17 protein-coding genes are annotated in these 21,116 nt (G+C 70.2%); 6 read left to right on the plus strand and 11 right to left on the minus strand.

Annotated features, from left to right (window positions below):
* The first annotated feature begins 78 nt into the window (after window positions 1-78).
* A complete protein-coding gene (locus AB0A63_RS16445) occupies window positions 79-498 on the plus strand; it encodes a YciI family protein (RefSeq protein WP_360391227.1) in 420 nt (139 codons plus the stop codon).
* A 64-nt stretch (window positions 499-562) separates the two neighbouring features.
* Here the strand turns inward: AB0A63_RS16445 and AB0A63_RS16450 are convergent, their stop codons facing one another.
* The 7 genes from AB0A63_RS16450 to AB0A63_RS16480 form a co-directional block, all read right to left on the minus strand.
* Complete coding sequence (locus tag AB0A63_RS16450; protein WP_360391230.1) at window positions 563-1,600, minus strand: 3-isopropylmalate dehydrogenase; 1,038 nt, start codon at window positions 1,598-1,600, stop codon at window positions 563-565.
* A gap of 317 nt (window positions 1,601-1,917) precedes the next feature.
* Complete coding sequence (locus AB0A63_RS16455; RefSeq protein ID WP_360391515.1) at window positions 1,918-5,163, minus strand: S8 family serine peptidase; 3,246 nt, start codon at window positions 5,161-5,163, stop codon at window positions 1,918-1,920.
* A gap of 267 nt (window positions 5,164-5,430) precedes the next feature.
* On the minus strand, window positions 5,431-7,020 hold the full coding sequence (gene serA, locus AB0A63_RS16460) for a phosphoglycerate dehydrogenase (protein WP_360391233.1): 1,590 nt from the start codon (window positions 7,018-7,020) through the stop codon (window positions 5,431-5,433).
* Between the two features lie 201 nt (window positions 7,021-7,221).
* The gene (locus AB0A63_RS16465; protein ID WP_360391236.1) at window positions 7,222-7,485 is read right to left on the minus strand and encodes a DUF397 domain-containing protein; all 264 of its coding nucleotides are present in this window, start codon (window positions 7,483-7,485) and stop codon (window positions 7,222-7,224) included.
* A gap of 82 nt (window positions 7,486-7,567) precedes the next feature.
* A complete protein-coding gene (gene ilvC, locus AB0A63_RS16470) occupies window positions 7,568-8,581 on the minus strand; it encodes a ketol-acid reductoisomerase (protein WP_360391239.1) in 1,014 nt (337 codons plus the stop codon).
* A gap of 22 nt (window positions 8,582-8,603) precedes the next feature.
* Window positions 8,604-9,110 (minus strand): acetolactate synthase small subunit, encoded by a 507-nt coding sequence (gene ilvN / locus AB0A63_RS16475; protein WP_360391242.1) that lies wholly within the window; start codon window positions 9,108-9,110, stop codon window positions 8,604-8,606.
* A 58-nt stretch (window positions 9,111-9,168) separates the two neighbouring features.
* Complete coding sequence (locus AB0A63_RS16480; protein ID WP_360391245.1) at window positions 9,169-11,001, minus strand: acetolactate synthase large subunit; 1,833 nt, start codon at window positions 10,999-11,001, stop codon at window positions 9,169-9,171.
* A gap of 232 nt (window positions 11,002-11,233) precedes the next feature.
* On the opposite strand from AB0A63_RS16480, the gene AB0A63_RS16485 reads away from it, so the two are divergent.
* The 3 genes from AB0A63_RS16485 (at window position 11,234) to ilvD (ending at window position 14,094) form a co-directional block, all read left to right on the plus strand.
* Complete coding sequence (locus AB0A63_RS16485; protein WP_360391248.1) at window positions 11,234-11,731, plus strand: PH domain-containing protein; 498 nt, start codon at window positions 11,234-11,236, stop codon at window positions 11,729-11,731.
* On the plus strand, window positions 11,728-12,165 hold the full coding sequence (locus tag AB0A63_RS16490; protein ID WP_360391251.1) for a vitamin K epoxide reductase family protein: 438 nt from the start codon (window positions 11,728-11,730) through the stop codon (window positions 12,163-12,165). The genes AB0A63_RS16485 and AB0A63_RS16490 overlap by 4 nt, the downstream gene beginning before the upstream one ends.
* 84 nt (window positions 12,166-12,249) lie before the next feature.
* Complete coding sequence (gene ilvD, locus AB0A63_RS16495; RefSeq protein WP_360391253.1) at window positions 12,250-14,094, plus strand: dihydroxy-acid dehydratase; 1,845 nt, start codon at window positions 12,250-12,252, stop codon at window positions 14,092-14,094.
* Here ilvD and AB0A63_RS16500 read toward each other — a convergent pair.
* From AB0A63_RS16500 to AB0A63_RS16510, 3 genes are all read right to left on the minus strand, one after another.
* The gene (locus AB0A63_RS16500; RefSeq protein WP_360391256.1) at window positions 14,091-14,333 is read right to left on the minus strand and encodes a hypothetical protein; all 243 of its coding nucleotides are present in this window, start codon (window positions 14,331-14,333) and stop codon (window positions 14,091-14,093) included. The two genes, ilvD and AB0A63_RS16500, sit on opposite strands and share 4 nt — an antisense overlap.
* 9 nt (window positions 14,334-14,342) lie before the next feature.
* Window positions 14,343-15,074, minus strand: coding sequence for a DoxX family protein (locus AB0A63_RS16505; RefSeq protein ID WP_360391259.1), 732 nt, complete (start codon window positions 15,072-15,074; stop codon window positions 14,343-14,345).
* Between the two features lie 81 nt (window positions 15,075-15,155).
* Window positions 15,156-16,100, minus strand: a complete 945-nt coding sequence (locus AB0A63_RS16510) for a 2-hydroxyacid dehydrogenase (protein ID WP_360391262.1) — start codon at window positions 16,098-16,100, stop codon at window positions 15,156-15,158.
* On the opposite strand from AB0A63_RS16510, the gene AB0A63_RS16515 reads away from it, so the two are divergent.
* Both AB0A63_RS16515 and AB0A63_RS16520 read left to right on the plus strand, forming a co-directional pair.
* A complete protein-coding gene (locus AB0A63_RS16515; protein WP_360391265.1) occupies window positions 16,099-17,001 on the plus strand; it encodes an alpha/beta hydrolase in 903 nt (300 codons plus the stop codon). The two genes, AB0A63_RS16510 and AB0A63_RS16515, sit on opposite strands and share 2 nt — an antisense overlap.
* A gap of 9 nt (window positions 17,002-17,010) precedes the next feature.
* Entirely contained in the window at window positions 17,011-18,174 is a 1,164-nt protein-coding gene (locus AB0A63_RS16520) for a PQQ-dependent sugar dehydrogenase (protein WP_360391268.1), read from the plus strand.
* 321 nt (window positions 18,175-18,495) lie between these two features.
* Here AB0A63_RS16520 and AB0A63_RS16525 read toward each other — a convergent pair whose 3' ends face one another.
* Window positions 18,496-21,030 (minus strand): CHAT domain-containing protein, encoded by a 2,535-nt coding sequence (locus tag AB0A63_RS16525; RefSeq protein WP_360391271.1) that lies wholly within the window; start codon window positions 21,028-21,030, stop codon window positions 18,496-18,498.
* Between the last annotated feature and the right edge of the window lie 86 nt (window positions 21,031-21,116).

A 21,116-nucleotide genomic window follows, 5' to 3' on the forward strand; every position in this document is an offset into this window, starting at 1 on the left:
CGCTGTGATGTCGATCCGGCGGGGTGCCCGTTCGACCTGTGGACGTCAGCGAGCAGGGCACAACGCAGGGAGACCACCGTGAAGTACATGCTGATCATGCGCGCCACCGACGAGGCCTACGCGAACATGGGCGAGCTCGACTTCGACAAGATGCTGGAGGTCGTGGGCGCGTTCAACGACGAGCTGATCCGGGCCGGGGTGCTGCTCGCCGCCGAGGGCCTCGCCGACCCGTCCGAGGGCGTCGTCGTCGACTTCTCCGCCGAACCGGCGATCGTGACGGACGGCCCGTACGGCGAGACCAAGGAGCTGTTCGGCGGCTTCTACCTGCTCAACGTGTCCTCGCTGCAGGAGGCGGTCGAGTGGGCGAAGCGGATGCCGATGGCCGGGCCCGGGTTCAAGACCGAGATCCGCCGCGTGCCGACGATCGACGAGTTTCCGCAGGACAACGAGTGGATCCAGAAGGAGCGCGCCTGGCGCGAGTCCACCGCCCAGCTGTGAATGTCACGCGGGGACCTTTCGTGCTCTACAAGAGTACGAAAGCTCCCCGCGTGCACTACAACGGTCAGCCCGTGCGGACGTTCGAGGACACGAGGGCGGCCAGGCGGTCGCCGATCGCGTACGTCGCGCCCGGCGACTGGTGGTCGCGGGTCGCCAGGTCGAACGCCACGGACGCCTCGATCCGGCGCGACGCCTCGTGCTCGCCGAGGTGGTCGAGCAGCAGCGCGACCGACAGCACGGCGGCCGTCGGGTCGGCGATGCCCTGGCCCGCGATGTCCGGTGCCGAACCGTGGACCGGCTCGAACATCGACGGGTTGCGCCGCGTCACGTCCATGTTGCCCGACGCGGCCAGGCCGATGCCGCCCGTGACGGCGGCGGCGAGGTCGGTCAGGATGTCGCCGAACAGGTTGTCCGTCACGATCACGTCGTACCGGGCGGGGTCGGTGACCAGGTGGATCGTGGCCGCGTCCACGTGCTGGTACGCCACCGTCACGTCCGGGTGCTGCAACGAGACCTCCTCGACCACGCGCGACCACAGCGAGCCGGCGTGCGTGAGGACGTTCGTCTTGTGCACCAGCGTCAGGTGCCGCCGCGGACGGGCCGAGGCGCGCGCGAAGGCGTCCCTGACCACGCGCTCCACGCCGAACGACGTGTTGAGCGACACCTCCGTGGCGATCTCGTGCGGGGTGTCCTTGCGCAGCAGGCCACCGTTGCCCGCGTACGGGCCCTCGGTGCCCTCGCGGACCACCACCATGTCGATCTCCGGCGGGTCCGCGAGCGGGCTGCGGACGCCGGGGTAGAGACGGGCGGGGCGGAGGTTCACGTGGTGGTCGAGCTCGAACCTGAGGCGCAGCAGCAGGCCGCGCTCCAGGATTCCGCTCGGCACCGACGGATCGCCTACCGCTCCGAGCAGGATCGCGTCGTGCTGGCGGAGCTCACCGAGCACCGACTCGGGCAACAACTCTCCCGTGGCGTGCCAGCGCGCCGCGCCGAGGTCGTAGCGAGTGATCTCGGCCGCCGGAACGACCTCGTTGAGGACCTTCAGGGCCTCAGCGATGACCTCGGGCCCGATCCCGTCTCCTGGGATCACTGCGAGCCGCATCCACACACCTCCCAGGTGTCAGTCCCCAATTGGTGGGACTACTTTCCTCCGCGAAAGGTTACCGGCACCACGGCCGCTCGCCGCATGCCGGACACCCCATCGGGGTGTTATCTCCCGTACTGCGGGACACCCACACGGCCCATTCCGCGCTTTCGAGTGTCACTCGATCGCAGGAACAGGGTCGCGTCAAGGGGTGACGCCCGGCAGTTCCACGCAGTAACCCCACTTCCCCCGGAACGCACGCGGGGACCTTTCGTACTCTCTGAGAGTACGAAAGGTCCCCGCGTGGACTTCAGCAAACGTCGGAGGAGAAGGGGCTAGGAGCGGCCGCTGGCCCGCACGGTGACGACAGAGGCGCGGTCGCCGGTGGCGTTGTGGTGGTTGAGCACCAGCAGGCCCTCGGACTTGTCGAGCTCCAGGGCCTTCGCGTCCCGGTTCACCACGAGCGCGGTGCCCGGCTTCGCGAGGTACGACAGCGCCGCGTCACCGCCGCCCTGCACCCACAGACCCGGCTTGAGCGGGTCGAAGGACAGCGGGCGGTCGATGACGTCGATCAGGCCGTTCGCGTTGCCCGGCGCCACGTAGTAGCCCGTGGTGCCGGCGGTGTACGAGATCCGCGAGGTGTCCTTCGCCGGGTCGATGCCGAGTGCGGTGAGCAGCACCGGCAGGACCGCGACGTTGGTGTCGGCGGTGTTCGTGTCGACGTCGCCCCACTGGTTGTTGACCGCCTGGATGTCGACCTCCAGGCCCGTCTTGAGGTCGACGGTGGTCGCGACCAGCAGGTCGGTGTCGGTCAGGCGCGTCGCGAACGTCTCGAAGTCCGCGACCCCGTCACCGGTGGTGTCGATGTCGATGAACGGGACGGTGTTGACGCCGAGGTTGTACCAGTTGCCCCACGTCGCGACACCGAACGCGAGCAGCGCCTCCTCCGGCCTGCCCTGGGCCTTGGCGAGCGGGGCCGTGGAGGCCGCGCCGACGTAGCGCAGGTCGCCGCCCTTGGCGGTCTCGTTGAGCGCGCAGTTCTCGGTGACGTTGCGGCGGCAGTCGCGCAGCTTCGGCGAGGACGCCTGCAGCTCCAGGACGCTGACCAGCGAGCGGTACGCCTGCGAGCCGGTGCCCTGGTCGACGCCGCGGCCGTTCAGGTTGAGCACGGCCTGCTTGTCGCCGCCGCGGAACCGCAGCGACGGGAAGGTGCTGATGTCGGCCACCGGCTTGGGCGCGGCGTAGACGGACACGCGCAGCGGCACCACGGCACCGGCGGTCGGCGTGAGGGTCACGCGACCGGAGGCGTCCGCGAGGAACTGGCGCGGCGTGTCGAGCTGCGTCGTCGCGACGGTCGGGTCGATCGTCTTGCGCAGCGCCTTCGGGTCGTCGATCTTCAGCGTCACCTTGACGCGGGCGACGCCGCGCGGGCTCAGCTTGACCTTGTCCTGCGAGAGCACGTAGCTCACGCCGGGGATCGTCGTGGCCGCGGTGTAGCCGACCTTGTACTCCACCGGCTTCGTGGACTTGTTGACGATCTTGATGGTCTTGCTCCTGGAGACCGGCTTCGAGACCTCGACGGTGCCGAAGTTGGCGCTCACGTAGCCGTGGTCGTCCTCGACGAACGCCAGCACCTGGTTGTCCAGCGCGGACTTGGCGTCCACGCGGCCGGTGCCGACCCGGTTGGGCGCGAAGGTCTTGCCGTTCTCCTTCACGTCCGCACCGGCGGTGTTCATGATCGAGGCCTTGACCTCCTCCAGCGTCCAGTCCGGGTGCGTCTGGCGCACCAGGGCCGCGATGCCCGCGACGTGCGGGGACGCCATCGAGGTGCCGGAGATGACCGAGCGGTCGTTGCCGGAGCCCACGGCGGTCGAGGAGATCGTGTCACCGGGCGCCGCGACGTCCGGCTTGATCGACTGACCGCGGGTGCCGCGGCTGGTGAACGAGCTCGGGGTGTCCGAGATGGACTGGTCGTAGGTCGGCGTCGAGGTGCGCAGCTCGCCCGCGAGGCGGACGGTCAGCGTGCCCGCGTTCAGCGCCGGGCGCACCTGGGCGGTGGCGTCACCGGTGAACTGGAACATCGGGATGGCGGTGTTGCCCGCGATGCCGGCCGCGAAGTTGTTGAGCGTGGACGACAGCAGCACACCGGCACCACCGGCGGCCTGCACGTTGTTCGCGCGGGCGGCGGAACCGCAGCGGCGCGTCGCGTCGTTGTCGTCCCACTCCAGCCACACGAACTTGCCCGCGACCGCGTCGGTGATCGGCTGGCAGCCGTCGAGGTTGCCCGCCTGCGTGAGCTTCACCGCGGGCAGCGTCTTGTCGTAGCCGGGGTAGCCGGTGAAGTTCTGGCTGTACTGACCGGCCTTGAGGCCCTGACCGGGCACCTCGGCGCCGTCGCGCAGCACGTAGGAGTCGCGCACCGACGCCACCGTCAGCGCCTCGGGCGTGTTGCCCGGCGAGCCGCCGATGTCGTAGAGGTCACCGCCGTTGCCCGCGGAGAAGACCGGCATGACGCCGACCTTGAACAGCTTCTTCACGAAGAGGCTGTCGGGGTCGTCCGGGGCGCCGTAGTCGGAGCCGAGCGACAGGTTGACCACGTCGAGGTGGTCGGAGAAGTCGCCGTCGCCGTCGGGGTCGAGCGACCAGTCGAGCGCCTGCGAGGTGACGTTGGTCGAGCCGTCGCAGCCGAAGACCTTGAGCGCGTAGACCAGGGCCTTCGGCGCGGTGCCGGGGCCGATCCTCATCGCGTTCAGGCTGTCGGCGGTCAGCTTGGTGTAGTCGCCCTTGAACGTGCTGCCGTCGGCGTTCTCACCGAAGCCGGCCGTGGTGCCCGCGACGTGCGAGCCGTGGCCGTTGCAGTCGATCGGGTTGGGGTCGGGCTTCGGCGTGTTGATCGCCGGGTCCTTGCTCTCCCCGTCGTAGTCCTCGCCGACGAAGTCGTAGCCGCCGACGACCTTCGCGGTCGGGAAGTTCGGGTCGGCCTTGCGCGGGTCGACGGCCTTGAACGCCTCGACCGTGCCGGGGCCGCCGAAGTTGGCGTGCGTGTAGTCGACGCCGGTGTCGATGATGCCGACCCGGACGTCGTCGCCGAGCTTGCCGTACTGCTGCCAGGTGTTGACGACCCTGGTGAGCTGCACCGCGTTCGAGTTGTCGCGCTTCTTCGGCACGACCGGGTAGACCGCGACGACGTCGGAGCGCTGGGCCAGCTCGCGCACCTTCGCCGCGTCCGCCGTCACGACGACACCGGGAACGCCGTTGGAGGTGCGGAACACCTCCCTGGTGGCGCCGTCCTTGGCCGTGAGCTCGCGGACGACCCCGTCGACAGCGGCCGACGTGTCGTTCTTCGCCTGCTTGGCGGCCTGCTTCTGCGCCTCTTTGCCCTGGCCCTGCTTCTCCGCGAACGCGTCGACGGCGGGCTTGCGGTCCAGCGCGACGAACGCGGTGACCTGGCCGGCCTGGTTCAGCCTGGGAGAAACCTTGAGCTGCAACGCCTTCGCGTCGAGCCCCTGAGCACCCTTGACCGGCTGCGCGAGCGGTTCGCCCTGCGCCTGCGCCGGTGCGGTGGCGGGTGCGATCAGCAGTGTGGTGATGGCGGAGAACACCACCAGGCTTGATCGTCTTTTCACAACGTTGCCCCAACCGAGGTGTGTGCCTTCGACCCGAACACGCAGTGCCGCGCCCTCGACGGCACCGGGTCAACCTCGCTGGGACGCTAATCGCTGATCGTGTGTCTGCGATTGCCCCGAAAGTATGAATGTTGTCTACGGGTAGTTGCCTGTTACGACTTCGTTGTGAAGGACGACAGAACCGGGAAGGGGACTTTGCGGTCCCCTCCCGGTTTGTCGTGACTATCCGAAGTCGACCGAGCGGACCGTGCGCGCACCCACGGCGGCACCGATCGGGTCGAGCACGGCGGTGTCGACCGGGCGGTCCACCCGCAGCACCATCACCGCGTCGCTGCCGGTCTGGCTGATCTGCGCGGCCTCGATGTTCACGCCGGCCTCGCCGAGCAGCGTGCCGACCGTGCCCATGACACCGGGGCGGTCCGGGTACTCCAGCAGGAGCACGGTGCCCTCGGCGCGCAGGTCGAAGTTGCGGCCGTTGATGTTGACCAGCTTCTCGACCTGGGCGATGCCGCTGACGGTGCCGGAGACGCTGTTCGTCGTGCCGTCGGCCTGCACGGCCCTGACCGTGACGAGGCTGCGGTGGTTCGGGCTCTCCGTCTCCTTGGTGAGCTCGACGCTCACACCCAGGTCCGCGGCGAGGCTCGGCGCGTTCACGAACGTCACCTGCGACTCGACGACCTTCGAGAAGACACCGCGCAGCGCGGCCAGCGGCAGGATCTCGACGTCCTCATTGGACAGTTCGCCGCGCACCTCGACGGTGACGCTGGTCGGCGCCTTGGGCGAGAGCGCGCTGAGGACGGTGCCGAGCTTCTGCACCAGCGGCAGGTACGGGCGGACCTCCTCGCCGACCGCGCCGCCCTGGACGTTGACGGCGTCCGGCACGAACTCGCCGGCGAGCGCGAGGATCACGCTCTTCGCGACGTCGGTGCCCGCGCGGTCCTGCGCCTCGGCCGTGGACGCGCCGAGGTGCGGGGTGACGACGATGCCCGGCACGTTGAACAGCGGGCTCTCGGTCGTGGGCTCGGTGGAGAACACGTCGATGCCGGCGCCGCCGACCTGGCCCTCCTTCACGGCCTCCGCGAGGGCTTCCTCGTCGACGAGGCCACCGCGGGCGGCGTTGACGATGATGACGCCGCGCTTGGCCTTCGCCAGCTGCTCGGCGCCGATGAGGCCCTTGGTCTCCGGCGTCTTCGGCAGGTGGATGGAGATCGCGTCGGCGCGCTCCAGCAGCTCTTCGAGGCTCACCAGCTCGATGCCGAGCTGCGCGGCCCGCGCGGCCGAGACGTACGGGTCGTAGGCGATCAGCTCGACGCCGAACGCGGCGATGCGCTGCGCGAACAGCTGGCCGATCTTGCCCAGGCCCACCACGCCGACGGTCTTGCCGTTGATCTCGACGCCGTTGAACTTGGAGCGCTTCCACTCGTGGTTCTGCAGCGTCTCGTGCGCGGCCGGGATCTGGCGCGCGACCGACAGCAGCAGCGCGACGGCGTGCTCGGCCGCCGACACGATGTTGGACGTCGGCGCGTTGACCACCATCACGCCGTTCTGCGTGGCGGCGGGCACCTCGACGTTGTCCAGGCCGACGCCCGCGCGGGCCACGACCTTCAGCTTGCGGGTAGCGGCGAACACCTCGGCGTTGACCTGGGTGGCGGACCTGACGAGGAGGGCGTCCGCGTCCTGGACGGCCTCGAGGAGGGCCGCGCGGTCGGTGCCGTCGACGTGGCGCACTTCCACGCCGTCACCGAGCGCGTCCAGAACGGACGGTGCGAGCTTCTCGGCGATGAGGACAACAGGTCGGCTGGTGTTGGTCACGGACATCGCTCCCAGGAAGGGTCGGATCGTGGGGCGCGGGCGTGGTCGGGGGCGGCAGGCCCGCGCCGACCGGGCACCGCAATGTGTCCGGACTGTTAACGAGCATAGACACCGGGCCTGCCGCGGGCTTCTGGCGGGTGGCTCAGGTCACTGCGGGCGTCCTGTGGGATGGGACGGGGTTTGCGCTGGTTACCGCACGGGTCACCAGGGCTCGTCGAACTCCCCGTCGCGCGCGCCGGCCACGAACGCGTCCCACTCGGACATGGTGAACACCAGGACCGACTCGGGGTGCAGCGAGTTGCGCATGGCCACGTACGTGGCGCCGTCGGTGTGCTCCACCTGGGCGATCTCGGCGTCACCGCCCTCGGACGGCGGGCCGGGCGGACGCTGCCAGACGGCGTTGCGCAGGTCCAGGTTGCCGCGCACGTGCGCTTTGTTGTCGTAGATCGGCGCGCTGTCGGTCATGGCCCCAGAAGCTAGCGGATGCGGACGAACGGCCCGCGGCTCTGGGCCGCGGGCCGTCCGGAAAATCAGTCCAACAGACCAATCAGGCGGTCTCGGTGATCGGGCGGTCGACCCACGACATCATGTCGCGCAGCTTCTTGCCGGTCGCCTCGATCGGGTGGTTCTCACCCTCCTGCTGCAGCTTCTTGTAGTTGGCGCGGCCGTTGTCGTCCTCGGCCACCCACTCGTTCGCGAAGGTGCCGTCCTGGATCTCGCCCAGGATCTTCTTCATCTCCTCCTTCACCGCGGGGGTGATGACGCGCGGGCCGCGGGTCAGGTCACCGAACTCGGCGGTGTCGGAGATCGAGTAGCGCATGCGGGCGATGCCGCCCTCGTACATGAGGTCGACGATCAGCTTCAGCTCGTGCAGGCACTCGAAGTAGGCGACCTCGGGGGCGTAGCCCGCCTCGGTCAGCACCTCGAAGCCCGCCTGGACCAGCGCGGACGCGCCACCGCAGAGGACGGCCTGCTCGCCGAAGAGGTCCGTCTCGGTCTCTTCCTTGAACGTCGTCTTGATGACGCCGGCACGGGTGCCGCCGATGCCCTTGGCGTAGGACAGGGCGAGCGCCTGCGCGGTGCCCGACGCGTCCTGCTCGACCGCGATGAGCGCCGGGACGCCCTTGCCGTCGACGAACTGGCGGCGCACGAGGTGGCCGGGGCCCTTGGGGGCGACCATGGCGACGTCCACACCGGACGGTGCCGTGATGAGGCCGTAGCGGATGTTGAAGCCGTGGCCGAAGAAGATCGCGTCACCCTCGTTGAGGTTCGCGGCGATCTCGTTGGCGTAGATGTGGCGCTGCGCGGTGTCCGGCGCCAGGATCATGATCACGTCGGCCCACGCGGAGACCTCGGCCGGGGTACCGACCTCCAGGCCCTCCTCCTCGGCCTTGGCGCGGGACTTGGAGCCCTCCTGCAGGCCGATGCGGACCTCGACGCCCGAGTCGCGCAGGGACAGCGCGTGGGCGTGGCCCTGGCTGCCGTAGCCGATCACGGCCACCTTGCGGCCCTGGATGATGCTCAGGTCGGCATCGTCGTCGTAGAAGATCTCGACGCTCACAGTATTTTCCTACCTTCTGGATTTAACGAACCGCGGTGGCGGTGATGGAACGAGCGCCACGGCCGATGGCGACCATGCCGGACTGGACGATCTCGCGAAGCCCGTAGGGCTCCAGCATGCGCAACAACGCGTCGAGCTTCTCAGACGTGCCGGTGGCCTCGATCGTGACCGCCTCCGGCGACACGTCGACGACCTTCGCGCGGAAGAGCTGCACGGTCTCGAGGACCTGCGACCGCACCGTCGCGTCCGCGCGGACCTTGATGAGCACCAGCTGCCGCTGGACGGAAGCGGTCGGCTCCAGCTCCACGATCTTGATGACGTTGATGAGCTTGTTGAGCTGCTTGGTGACCTGCTCCAGCGGCAGCTCGTCGACCGACACGACGATGGTCATGCGGGAGATCTCGGGGTACTCGGTGCGGCCGACCGCGAGCGACTCGATGTTGAAGCCGCGGCGGGAGAACAGGCCGGCGACGCGCGCGAGCACACCGGGCTTGTCCTCGACCAAAACGCTCAGCGTGTGCCTGGTCATCAGAGGTCCTCGTCGTTTCGATCCTCGACTGCCGTGCGGAGGCAGGCGCTGTGCGTCATCAGATGTCCTCGTCGAACAGGGGGCGGATGCCGCGGGCGGCCATGATCTCGGAGTTGCCGGTGCCGGCCGCGACCATCGGCCACACCTGCGCGTCCTTGCCGACGACGAAGTCGATGACGACCGGGCGGTCGTTGATCTCCAGCGCCTTCGCGATCACGTCGTCCACCTCCTCGCGCGACTCGGCCCGCAGGCCCGCGCACCCGAGGGCCTCCGCCAGGAGCTTGAAGTCTGGGATTCGGTGCTTGTGCGTGCCCAGATCCGTGTTGGAGTACCGCTCGCCGTAGAACAGCGTCTGCCACTGGCGGACCATGCCCAGGTTGCCGTTGTTGATGACGGCGATCTTGACGGGCAGGCCCTCGATGGCGCAGGTGGCGAGCTCCTGGTTGGTCATCTGGAAGCAGCCGTCGCCGTCGATGGCCCACACCGTGCGGCCCGGCTCACCGGCCTTGATGCCCATGGCCGCGGGAACGGCGAAGCCCATCGTGCCCAGGCCGCCGGAGTTGATCCACGTGCGCGGGTGCTCGTACTTCACGAACTGCGCGGCCCACATCTGGTGCTGGCCGACACCCGCGGTGTAGATCGTGTCCGCCGGGGACAGCTGGCCGATGCGCTCGATGACGTACTGCGGCGACAGCGTGCCGTCGTCGGGCCAGTCGTAGCCGAGCGGGAACGTCTCGCGCAGCGCGTTCAGCGTGTCCCACCACGGCGTGAGGTCGACGGCCTTGGCGTTCTCGCGCTCGGCGCGGACCGCGTCGATCAGCTCGGCGATGATCTCCTTGCAGTCGCCCACGATCGGGACGTCCGCGCGGCGGTTCTTGGAGATCTCGGCCGGGTCGATGTCGGCGTGCACGACCTGCGCGTCCGGCGCGAACGAGCCCAGCTGGCCGGTGACCCGGTCGTCGAACCGGGCGCCCAGCGCGACCAGCAGGTCCGACTTCTGCATCGCCGCGACGGCCGCGACGGTGCCGTGCATGCCGGGCATGCCCAGGTGCTGGTGGTGCGAGTCGGGGAACGCGCCCCGCGCCATCAGCGTCGTGACGACCGGGATGCCGGTGTCCTCGGCCAGGCGCAGCAGCTCGGCGTGGGCGTCCGCCTTGATCACGCCGCCGCCCACGTACAGGACCGGCTTGCGGGCGCTGACGATCAGCTTGGCGGCTTCGCGCACCTGCTTGCCGTGCGGCCGGGTCGTCGGCCGGTAACCGGGCAGGCGCAGGTCGGGCGGCCAGGAGAAGCTCGTGGTCTCCTGCAGCACGTCCTTGGGGATGTCGACGAGGACCGGGCCGGGTCGGCCGGTCGCCGCGATGTGGAACGCCTCCGCGATCGCCCGCGGGATCTCCGCGGCGTCGGTCACGAGGACGTTGTGCTTGGTGATCGGCATCGTGATGCCGCAGATGTCCGCCTCCTGGAAAGCGTCCGTGCCGATCAGCGGCCGCGACTGCTGGCCGGTGATCGCGACGACGGGCACGGAGTCCATGTTCGCGTCGGCGAGCGGCGTGACGAGGTTCGTGGCACCCGGTCCCGAGGTCGCCATGCAGACGCCGACCTTGCCGGTGGCCTGGGCGTACCCGGTGGCGGCGTGGCCGGCACCCTGCTCGTGGCGGACCAGGATGTGCCGGACCTTCGTGGAGTCGAGCAGCGGGTCGTAGGCGGGCAGGATCGTCCCGCCGGGGATGCCGAAGACGACCTCGCAGCCGACCGCTTCAAGCGAGCGGACGAGCGACTGGGCACCGGTTACCCGGATCGGCGCGCCGGTGGGCGGAGCCGGTTTGGGCCGCGGACCTGGACGTGGCGACGTCGGCTCGGAAGCCTGTCGCGATGGTGCGCTGGTCATCTCATTGCCTCGTGGGTATCGGGGTCCGGACACGAAAAAACCCTCGACAACCCGGAGAAGGGTCGTGCGAGGGTCGCGCGTCGACGCAGGCTGTTCGGCTCAGGCGTCGACGCGCCTGAGAAGTACGAGAACGAGCGTGCGCTGCATGAAGCGGACGTTATCCCCTCCCGCAAGAGTGCGTCAACTCTGCGGGACGCATTTCCCGGATGGTGGACGTGGAACAATCCTCCGGGTGAAGAAGCTCGTCTTTCGCATCCAGTCAACGGCGCTGCTCGCGGCGTGTTTGATCGCGATCTGCGTGACTCCCGTCGCGTGGACCGTTCCCGGACTGCAAGCGCTCTACCTGTTCCCCGCCGGGTACGCCTACTGGGTGCTCCGCAACCGCACGACCGCCACCGAGGAGCGCCTCGTCGCCCGCGGCCTGTTCGGCTCGACGACGGTCGAGTGGTCGGAGCTGAAGTCCATCCGGCTCGCCGACAAGGGCTGGCTGAAGGCGGTGCGGGCCGACGGCACCGAGGTGACGCTGCCCGCGGTGCGGATGGTGCACCTGCCGGCGCTGTCGTTGATCAGCGGTGGCCTGGTGCCGGACCCGAGCGCCTCGCTGGAGGAGGCGAAGGCCGCGCGGCAGGCGGCCGAGGCCGAGGAGGAAGCCGGAAAGGCTGAACCCGGCGAGCCGGCCGTCGCGTCTGACGAGGCCGGAACGCCGGACTCCGTACAGTCGGAGAAGTGATCAAACGAGTTCCGCTGCTGAGCCTGCTGCTGTCCGTCGCGGGTCTGCTGGTCTCGGCTTACCTGACGTACGCGCACTTCGACCGGGACGCGCTGGTCTGCTCGGCCGACGCGGTCGTGGACTGCGAGACGGTGACCTCCAGCGACCAGTCGGAGCTGTTCGGCATCCCCGTCGCGATCCTCGGGCTGGCCTTCTTCGCGTTCCTCACCGTGATCTGCCTCCCGTTCGCGTGGCGGGTCGAGCCGCTCAGGTGGGTGCGGCTGGGCGCGGCGGGCGTCGGCGTGCTGATGGTGGTGTACCTGGTGGCGGCCGAGTTCCTGATCATCGGCAAGATCTGCCTGTGGTGCACGGCTGTGCACGTCATCACGCTGGCGCTGGCCTACCTGCTGGTCGCGGCCGATCTGCGTGGCGGTGCAGCCCACGGGCACGAGTAACCTTTGAGGCACCGCCCCCAGACTGGTGACGCCTGACCCGGCCGTCCCGCGCGCATGTCTTCTTGAACTGAATCTGGAGGAGCAGTGCCTCAGCTCCGCTCTCGCACCACCACCCACGGCCGCAACGCCGCCGGAGCCCGTGCCCTCTGGCGCGCGACCGGCATGACGGACAGCGACTTCGGCAAGCCGATCATCGCGATCGCCAACTCCTACACGCAGTTCGTGCCGGGCCACGTACACCTGCGTGACCTCGGCGACATCGTGGCCGAGGCGGTGCGCGAGGCGGGTGGCGTGCCGCGCGAGTTCCACACCATCGCGGTCGACGACGGCATCGCCATGGGCCACAGCGGAATGCTGTACTCGTTGCCCAGCCGCGAGATCATCGCCGACTCGGTCGAGTACATGGTCAACGCGCACCAGGCCGACGCGATCGTCTGCATCTCGAACTGCGACAAGATCACGCCCGGCATGCTGAACGCGGCCATGCGGCTCAACATCCCCGTCGTGTTCGTGTCCGGTGGTCCGATGGAGGCCGGCAAGGCCGTGGTCGTCGAGGGCGTCGCCGTCGCACCGACCGACCTGATCACCGCGATCTCCGCGTCGGCGTCCCCCGCGGTGAGCGAGGACGGGCTCTCCGAGGTCGAGCGCTCCGCGTGCCCGACGTGCGGTTCCTGCTCCGGCATGTTCACCGCGAACTCCATGAACTGCCTCACCGAGGCGCTGGGCCTCTCGCTGCCGGGCAACGGCTCGACGCTGGCCACGCACGCCGCGCGCCGCGAGCTGTTCTCCGAGGCCGGCCGGGTCGTCGTGGAGCTGTGCAGGCGCTGGTACGGCGAGGACGACGAGTCGGCGCTGCCGCGGTCGATCGCGAACCGCAAGGCGTTCGAGAACGCGATGGCGCTCGACATGGCCATGGGCGGTTCGACGAACACCGTGCTGCACATCCTCGCCGCCGCGCAGGAGGGCGAGATCGACTTCACGCTGCAGGACATCGACGACCTGTCCCGCCGCGTGCCGTGCCTGTCGAAGGTGTCGCCGAACTCCGACTACCACATGGAGGACGTGCACCGGGCCGGTGGCATCCCGGCGTTGCTGGGCGAGCTGTACCGCGGTGGTCTGCTGAACGACGACGTCACGTCGGTGCACACGCCCACGCTCGCGGAGTGGCTCGGCAAGTGGGACATCCGCGCCTCGGACCCGTCACCGGAAGCGTTGGAGCTGTTCCACGCGGCGCCCGGCGGTGTCCGGACCACGCAGGCGTTCTCCACGTCGAACCGCTGGTCCTCCCTGGACACCGACGCGACCGGCGGCTGCATCCGCGACGTCGAGCACGCCTACACCAGGGACGGTGGCCTCGCCGTGCTGCGCGGCAACCTGGCCGAGCGCGGCGCGATCATCAAGTCCGCGGGCATCGACGAGGAGCTGTGGCACTTCGAGGGCCCCGCGCGGGTCGTCGAGTCCCAGGAGCAGGCCGTCTCGGCGATCCTGAACAAGGAGATCCAGGCGGGCGAGGTCCTGGTCGTGCGCTACGAGGGCCCCTCCGGTGGCCCCGGCATGCAGGAGATGCTGCACCCCACGGCGTTCCTCAAGGGTTCCGGTCTGGGCAAGAAGTGCGCGCTGATCACGGACGGCCGGTTCTCCGGTGGTTCGTCGGGCCTGTCGATCGGCCACATCTCGCCGGAGGCGGCGGGCGGCGGCACGATCGGCCTGGTCGAGAACGGCGACCGCATCCTCATCGACGTGCACGAGCGGCGGCTGGAGCTGCTGGTCGACGACGAGGTGCTGGCCGAGCGCCGCGCGAAGATGGAGGCGTCGGAGCGCCCGTGGCAGCCGGTCGACCGCATCCGCCCGGTGACCGCTGCGCTGCGCGCGTACGCACGAATGGCAACGGACGCGTCCACGGGCGCCGTCCGGGACCCCAGTCGCTAAAGAGCGAGAGCGAGCGCCAGACTGACGCCGAACACGAGCCAGCCCGTCAGCGGGCCGCTGACGGGCTGGTTCGTCTTCTTGACCATGAGACCGGCCACGACCAGGCCCGCGAGCAGGCCGAGCGGTGGCAGCAGGGAACGCGCGCTGAGCCCGAACGGGAACGCCACCAGGTAGACGACCGGGATGCCGGCCACCAGCAGGGCGAGTTGGAGCAGTGCTCCCGTCAGGTTCTTCCGCATGCCGCGTTTCTACCGGAACACGAAGAACGTCAGCGCCGCACCGCCCGCCGCGAGCAGGAGTGCGATGAAGCCGGCCACCAGCGGGTGGCGGAACCAGCTGCGGTTGTAGTCCAACGCGGCGCGGCCGGGGCCGGCGAACAGGGCCGCGAACGCCATGCCCGCGAGCGCCAGCTCCAGCTCCACGCCGTTGGGGCCGAAGAAACCGCCCTTGTACTTCAGCGCGATGACGTTGGCCATCACCGCGAGCAGGCCCGCCGCCGCGAGCGGGGTGAAGAGGCCGAGGACCAGCAGGCCGCCGCCGGCCAGTTCCGTGACGCCGGTGACCCAGGCGAGGACGACCGGCTCGCGGTAGCCCATCTTCTCCAGCGACTGCGCGAAGCCGGTGATGCCGGGGCCGCCGAAGAGGCCGAAGACCTTCTGCAGGCCGTGCAGCACGAAGATGCCGCCGAGCACGGCGCGCAGGCCCAGCAGGCCGAGGTCGGGACCGGCGGTCCAGCCGAACTTCTTGCGCCGGTCGTCGAACGGGTCGTCGCCGGCACCGGCGTTGTCCACAGTGGACCTGTCCAGCGGGGTGTAGGCCGTGGTGTCGAACGCCTTCGTCGTGAAGTCGTACGGCGAAGTGCCCTCGCCGACCCCGGTGGTGCCGTCGTCGAAGTGGTGCACTCCCCCTCCGCTGCCCGAGTAGAACGAGTCGTCGGAGAAAGCGCTCGGACTGCCCGAGCCTTTGTCGTGAGTAGCCACGCCCGCACGCTAGGAGACCGGGCAAGCCCGCGCGAGAGCCGAACGGCAGCCGAACTTCACCCCGATGGAGCAGCGGGAGGGCTAGTAGCTGCCCTGGACGAGGTTGCGCGGTTGCTCCCCCGCGGCGAACCGGGAGAGTTCGGCCGCGACCACGGCGTAGGCGCGCTGCATGCTCCCGGTGCAGCTCCCGGCCACGTGCGGGGTCAGCAGCAGGCCGGGTGCGGTCCACAGTGGATGATCGGCGGGCAGTGGTTCGGGATCGGTCACGTCCAGGGCCGCGCGCAGCCGCCCGGAGCTCAGCTCGGCGAGCAGCGCGCCGGTGTCCACGACCGGGCCGCGGGCGCCGTTGACCAGGATCGCGTGGTCCTTCATCGCGGCCAGGAACTTCGCGTCGACCAGGTGCCTGGTCTCCTCGGTCATCGGCGTGAAGATCACGACGGCGTCGAACCCCGGCAGCAGCTCCGGCAGCTCGTCGATGCCGTGCACGCCCTCGCGGGCCGTGCGGCCGACCATCGTGGCGGTCGCGTCGAACGGTTCCAGCCTGCGGCGCAGCTGCTCGCCCAGGTCCCCGGCGCCGACGATCAGGACCTTCTTGTCCTGCAACGTGTCCGTGGGGTGGAAGTCCCAGCGGCCCTCGGCCCTGGCCCGGTCGAAGACGAGGAGGTCCCGGTAGATCGCGAGCAGCGCGCCGATCGCCCACTCGGCCGTGCTGCCGCCGTGGGCGCCGCGGCAGGTGGAGAGCAGCACCCCGTCCGGAATCCGTCCGACGAAGTTCTCCGCTCCCGCACTCAGCAGCTGCACCAGCTCCAGGGCCGGCAGCTGCTCGAACACCTCGCGCGGGTCGGTGCCGGCGAGGAACTTCGGCACCAGGACCCTGGCGGTCGCGGCCTCGGCGGGCAACGGCTCGCCCGGGGTGTAGCGGACCGGCCGGACACCGTCCACCCGGGACAGCGCCTGGACTCCGAAGTCATCTGGCACCAGCACAGTGAGCGTCACCCCTGCAAAGTACGTCAGAATGTCGGTCATGCGGGAGCACGACGTCCTCTCCTGGGACGGCACGAAGATCCGGGCCTGGCGACCGGGCGGTGACGGACCGCCGGTGCTGCTGTGCCCCGGCGTCGGCTCGGGGCCGGAGTCGTGGCCGTCGCTGGCCGGTCGCGGTGGTCTCACCAGCTGGTACATGCGCGGCACGATGGGCTCTGACCGCCCGGTCGACGAGCGCAACATCGGGCTGGACGACCACGTGTCGGACGCGCTCGCGGTGCTGGACGACGCGGGTGTCGAGCGGTGCGTGGTCATGGGCTGGTCGATGGGCGTGACGATCGCCGCCGAGCTCGCGCTGCGCCACCCCGAGCGGGTCGCGGGGCTGCTGCTCGTGGCGGGTGCGCCGGGTGACTCGTTCGACGCGATGCTGCCGATGGTGCCGAAGTCCGTGCGCAGGCTGGTCGGTCTCACCGGCACGCGGCTGCTGCGGCAGGCGGGGCCGGTGCTGGACGAGGTGCTGCACCGGGTGCCGGTGACGGACCTGACGACGTCCCTGCTGCGGTACACCGGCGTGGTCAAGCCGAGCAGCGACCCGAAGGCCGTGACGCACGCCGTCGGCCGGTTCCTGCAGCACGACTGGCGCTGGTACTTCACGCTGGCGCTCGCGCTGGGCGCGGCACCGCGGCAGGACCTCGGCTCGATCGTGTGCCCGGTCACACTGCTGGCGGGCAGGGACGACGTGCTGGCGACCACGGAGAGCATGGCGGCACCGGCCGGTGCGCTGCCGCAGGCGCGGCTGAGGGTGCTGCCGTGCAGCCACTACCTGCCGCTGGAGGCACCCGAGGTGGTGAGCGAGGAGCTGGACCTGCTGCTGGAACGGGTCGAGGCGGTCGACTTCGCCACTTCCGAGGTGTTCACCCCAGGCTCACGGTCGCGCACCTAGCCTGGTCCCGTGGTTCGTTCCGTTGCGTTGTTGGCCGCCGCCTGCCTGCTGGCAGGGGGCTGTGCGAGCTTTCCCGACGAGCCGCCGCCCACGAGCTGGAGCGCGCAACCGCAGCTGACGCCGCAGGCGGGCCCGCGACCGGAGCTGCCGGGCGAGTTCCGGCCCGCACCCGGTCAGAACGGCCAGAACCCGACGCCGCAGAGCGTGCCGCCGCCGCAGGGCTGCAAGGACTTCAACCCCGGCGTGATCGCCACCTGCCTGAACACGGTCACCGGCGTGGCGCCGATCGGCGGCGACTCCAACGGTGGCGTGGCGGCCTACGCGACCGAACGCGGCGGCCGGCTGCTGAAGGTCACGAAGGACGCCGACCCCGTCCTCGTCGCACAGGTCGACGTGGACGCCTCCTCCGACGGCGGCCTGTCCGGGCTCGCGATCTCGGCGACGTTCGCCGAGGACCAGCTCGCCTACGTGTACGTGACGACCGCCACGGACAACCGGGTGCTGCGGATCGCACCGGGCGACGCGCCCAAACCGATCCTGACCGGCATCCCGAAGGGCCCGACCGGCAACCGCGGTGCCATCGCGAGCGACCGCACCGGCTCGCTGCTGGTCGCGACCGGCGACGCGGGCAACCCGGCACTGGCCGCCGACCCGAACTCGCTGGCCGGCAAGGTCCTGCGCATCGACGGTTCCGGCAAGGCCGCCCAGGGCAACCCGGCGGCGGGCTCCGCGGTGATCGCGTCCGGCCTGCGGCTGCCCGGCGGCCTGTGCGTCTCCGGTGACACCTCGAAGATCTGGGTGACCGACTGGGCCGCGACCGGCGACGTGGTCTACCGCGTCACGGCGGGCAAGCCGCTGGGCGACCCGGCGTGGCGGTGGACCGACCGGCCCGGCGTCCTGGGCTGCGCGTCGCTGTCGGACGTGCTGTGGGTGTCGACGTCGAAGGTGGCGGGCTTCCAGAACCTGCCGATGAACGCCGCCGGCGCCATCACCGGGAAGCCGGAGCCGGCCATGCAGGAGAACGGCTACGGCCTGCTCGGCCCGATGGAGCTGCTGAACGACTCCGCGGCACTGGTCGGCACGGTGAACAAGGCCGGTGGCCAGCCGGTGTCGTCCGACGACCGGGTCGCGTTGATCACGCGCCAGGGCCCGCCCGGCGGCACGAAGGACTGAGCGCCGCCCCTGTTCCTCAGGTCACGCGGTTGAGGTGGAAGCCGTTCTCCCGCGTCCCGGCGCATGTGGCCCTTGTGACACAACGGCCCGCGCATCGGCGAGAGCCGACAGGCGGGCCGTTGGCACGGACCCCGGCTCCCAGCCTCACCCCCTGGGGGGCTGCGACGACCGGGTCCGTTCCCCTCGGTCGAGGGGGTAAGGGTGGCACAGAACCCGCCGGAGCTGCGAGAAAAGTTCACCAACCACAGCCGCCAACCGGGTACAAGTCACAGCTGACCAGCGCGTTCGACAGCACGTGACCGGGACAACCACCCGATCGGCCTAGCCGGACCCCAGGCAGAGGAACGGCCGGCGGAACGGATCCTTCGCCATCGCCTCCGCCAGCGCCACGGCCGGTGCCGCCCCGGCGAGCAGCGCCCGGTGGTAGTCCGCCATCGCCGCCGCGCTCGCCTCGTCCCCGACCTTGCTGGCCGCCGCGACCACGGTCCGGGTGCCGCCCGCGAGCATCGCCCCGGCGAACCCGAGTGCCTCGTCACCGGGCCTGATCCGGTTCAACGCGAGCGAACACGCCGACAGCACCACCTGCGCCGGCGGCCTGCGCAGCCGCCCCAGCTCGTGCGCGAACAACGGCCCGTCGAACAGCTCCAGCCGGGAGAACAACGCGTTCTCGTTCTCGTGCTCCCCGTGCGCCGCGACGTGCACCAGGTCCGCGCCGTCGAGGTGCGCGAGCACCTCCCCCGCGGTCGCCCGGTCCCCCGCGAGCACGGTCGCCTTCTCGTGCTGCGCCCCCAGCCGATCCAGCTCGCCGTCCGCGAACTGCAACCCCGGACCCCGCACCAGCAGCACCCGGTCGGACCTCGGCTCGACGGCCTGCGTGGCGGCGAGCCAGGCCGTGGCCGACGGTGCCGTGGTGACCGGTCTGCCGTGCAGGCTCGGCAGCACACCCCACGGCACCGCGTAGAGCGACCCGGTCGGCACCATGACCAGCTCGCGCTCACCGATGAGGTGGGCCAGCGGCTTGATCAGCAACGTGTCCAGCGCATCCGCCTGCTTGCGCGCCGACGCCCCGATGACCTGCACCAACGGTGGCGGCAGGTGGTCAGGCGCCAGCGCGTTGAGGTCGAAGTGCAGCTTCTGCGCCCCTTCCAGGGCGGGTTCGGCGACCCCCAGGCGCACCATCCGCACCCGGCCGCCCACGAGCACAACGGCGACCATCTCACCGTTGGACACCACGAAGCTGACCATCGCCCGCTCACCCAGCTCGGCGAACACCTCGCCGACCGTCGCCATCGGACGCGTGCGCCCCCAGCGCTGCGCGTGCCACCCGAGCCGGTTCGCCTCCCGCTGCGCCTTCGCGATCTCCGCCCGCAGCCTGGTGGTCGGCCGCCCGTCGAGACCGGCGCGCATCAGCTCCCGGCCCAGCCCCCGCACCTCGGCGATGCGGTCGGCCAGCTCGGGGTTCTCGACGAGCTCCAGCGGTTCGTAGCGGTAAGTCTGCGCACGGGTGCGTTCGATCCACAGGAACACCTGGCGGGCGTTGTTGCTCTCCAGGGCGAGCCGGATCGCCAGCTCCCGCAGCTCACGGCCGTGGACCGCGGTGGCGGACACCAGCTCCAGCCCGCCCAGCTGGTCACGGACCAGGCCGAGCTCGTCGAGCCCCTTGCGCGCGTGCAGCAACGCGGTCCGGCGGTCGCCCTTGGCCAGCGCCAGTTCGGCGAGCACGAGCCGGCGCTGCATCCGGTGGTCGATCGGTGTGACGGCCCTCGGCCTGGGCAGCTGCCGCAGCAGCTCCTCGCCCTCGGCGAGCCTTCCCCTGCGGACCTCCAGCCGCACGGCGAGCACCTTCGCGAGCCACGCCTCGTCGAGCAGGTGGTTGGCCTCCAGCTGCGACGACAGCGACAACGCCTTCTGCACCAACGCGTTCGTCACGCGCTTGACCTGCATGGCGTGCGCCCACAGCTCGATCAGCGCGGCCATCATCGACCAGGTGCTGCCGCGCTTCTCCAGCTTGCGCATGGACGCCTTGGCCATCCGGCGGGCGAGGTCGAACTGGTCGTCCAGCAACGCGGCCGACGCCCGGTACATCTCGACCTCGGCGATGTCCTGGCTGACCTTTCCCTGGCGCAGCACCGGCAACGCCTCGTCGAGCATCCGGCCGACGTCGTCGGACATCCCGACCATCAGCATCGCTTCCGCGTGCAGGAGCTGGACAGCGGCGAGCACCGAGGGCTGTTCGGCCGCGCGGAAGATCCGTTCGGCTTCCTCGTAGCGCCGCAGCGCCTCGATCAGGTCGCCGCTCTGCTTGTAGGTGTTGGCCAGTGCCACCACCGTGTAGGGGTAGATCGTGTCCAGGTTGTGCTCACGGCTGAGGACGGCGACCCGTTCGAGGTCGGCGACGGCGAGCTCGCGCCGGCGGATGGCGGCGTTCGCCAGCGCCCGGCTGGTCAGACTGGTCGCGAGCCAGTGCATCCACTCCGCGGTCATCCGCTCGGGTGAGGTCCGCAGGGCGTTCTCGGCGAAGCCGATGAACGGCTCGTACCACTGGACCGCCTGCTCCGGCTGTCCCAGGCGCATGATCAGGATGCCCTGGTTGTAGTCCGCGTTCCCCTTGAGGAGGGTGCGCAGCCACGGGTCGGCCACCAGTTCGATCTCGCGGCGGGCCTGGTCGAACAGCTCGACGGCGGTGTCGAGGCCGCTCGTCTCGCCGAGGCACCGGCCGAGGTTGTAGAGGATGCGGGCGCGCAGGTCCGTCCGCTCCGGACTGTCCTGGGCGCGATCGGCGTGCGCGAGTGCACGCTTGAGGTGTCGGCTGGCGGGCAGGAACCGGAACTTCGCCTGCTCCGCCCATCCCCGCATGTACAACTCGCGCGCTGTGTCCAAGGCACGAGCGGGCATGTGATCATCACACCACATTCGCCCGAATGGCGCTGTCCTCCAACCAG

Origin of the sequence: Lentzea sp. NPDC042327 (assembly GCF_040647275.1) — a bacterium.
Classification (GTDB): Bacteria; Actinomycetota; Actinomycetes; order Mycobacteriales; family Pseudonocardiaceae; genus Lentzea.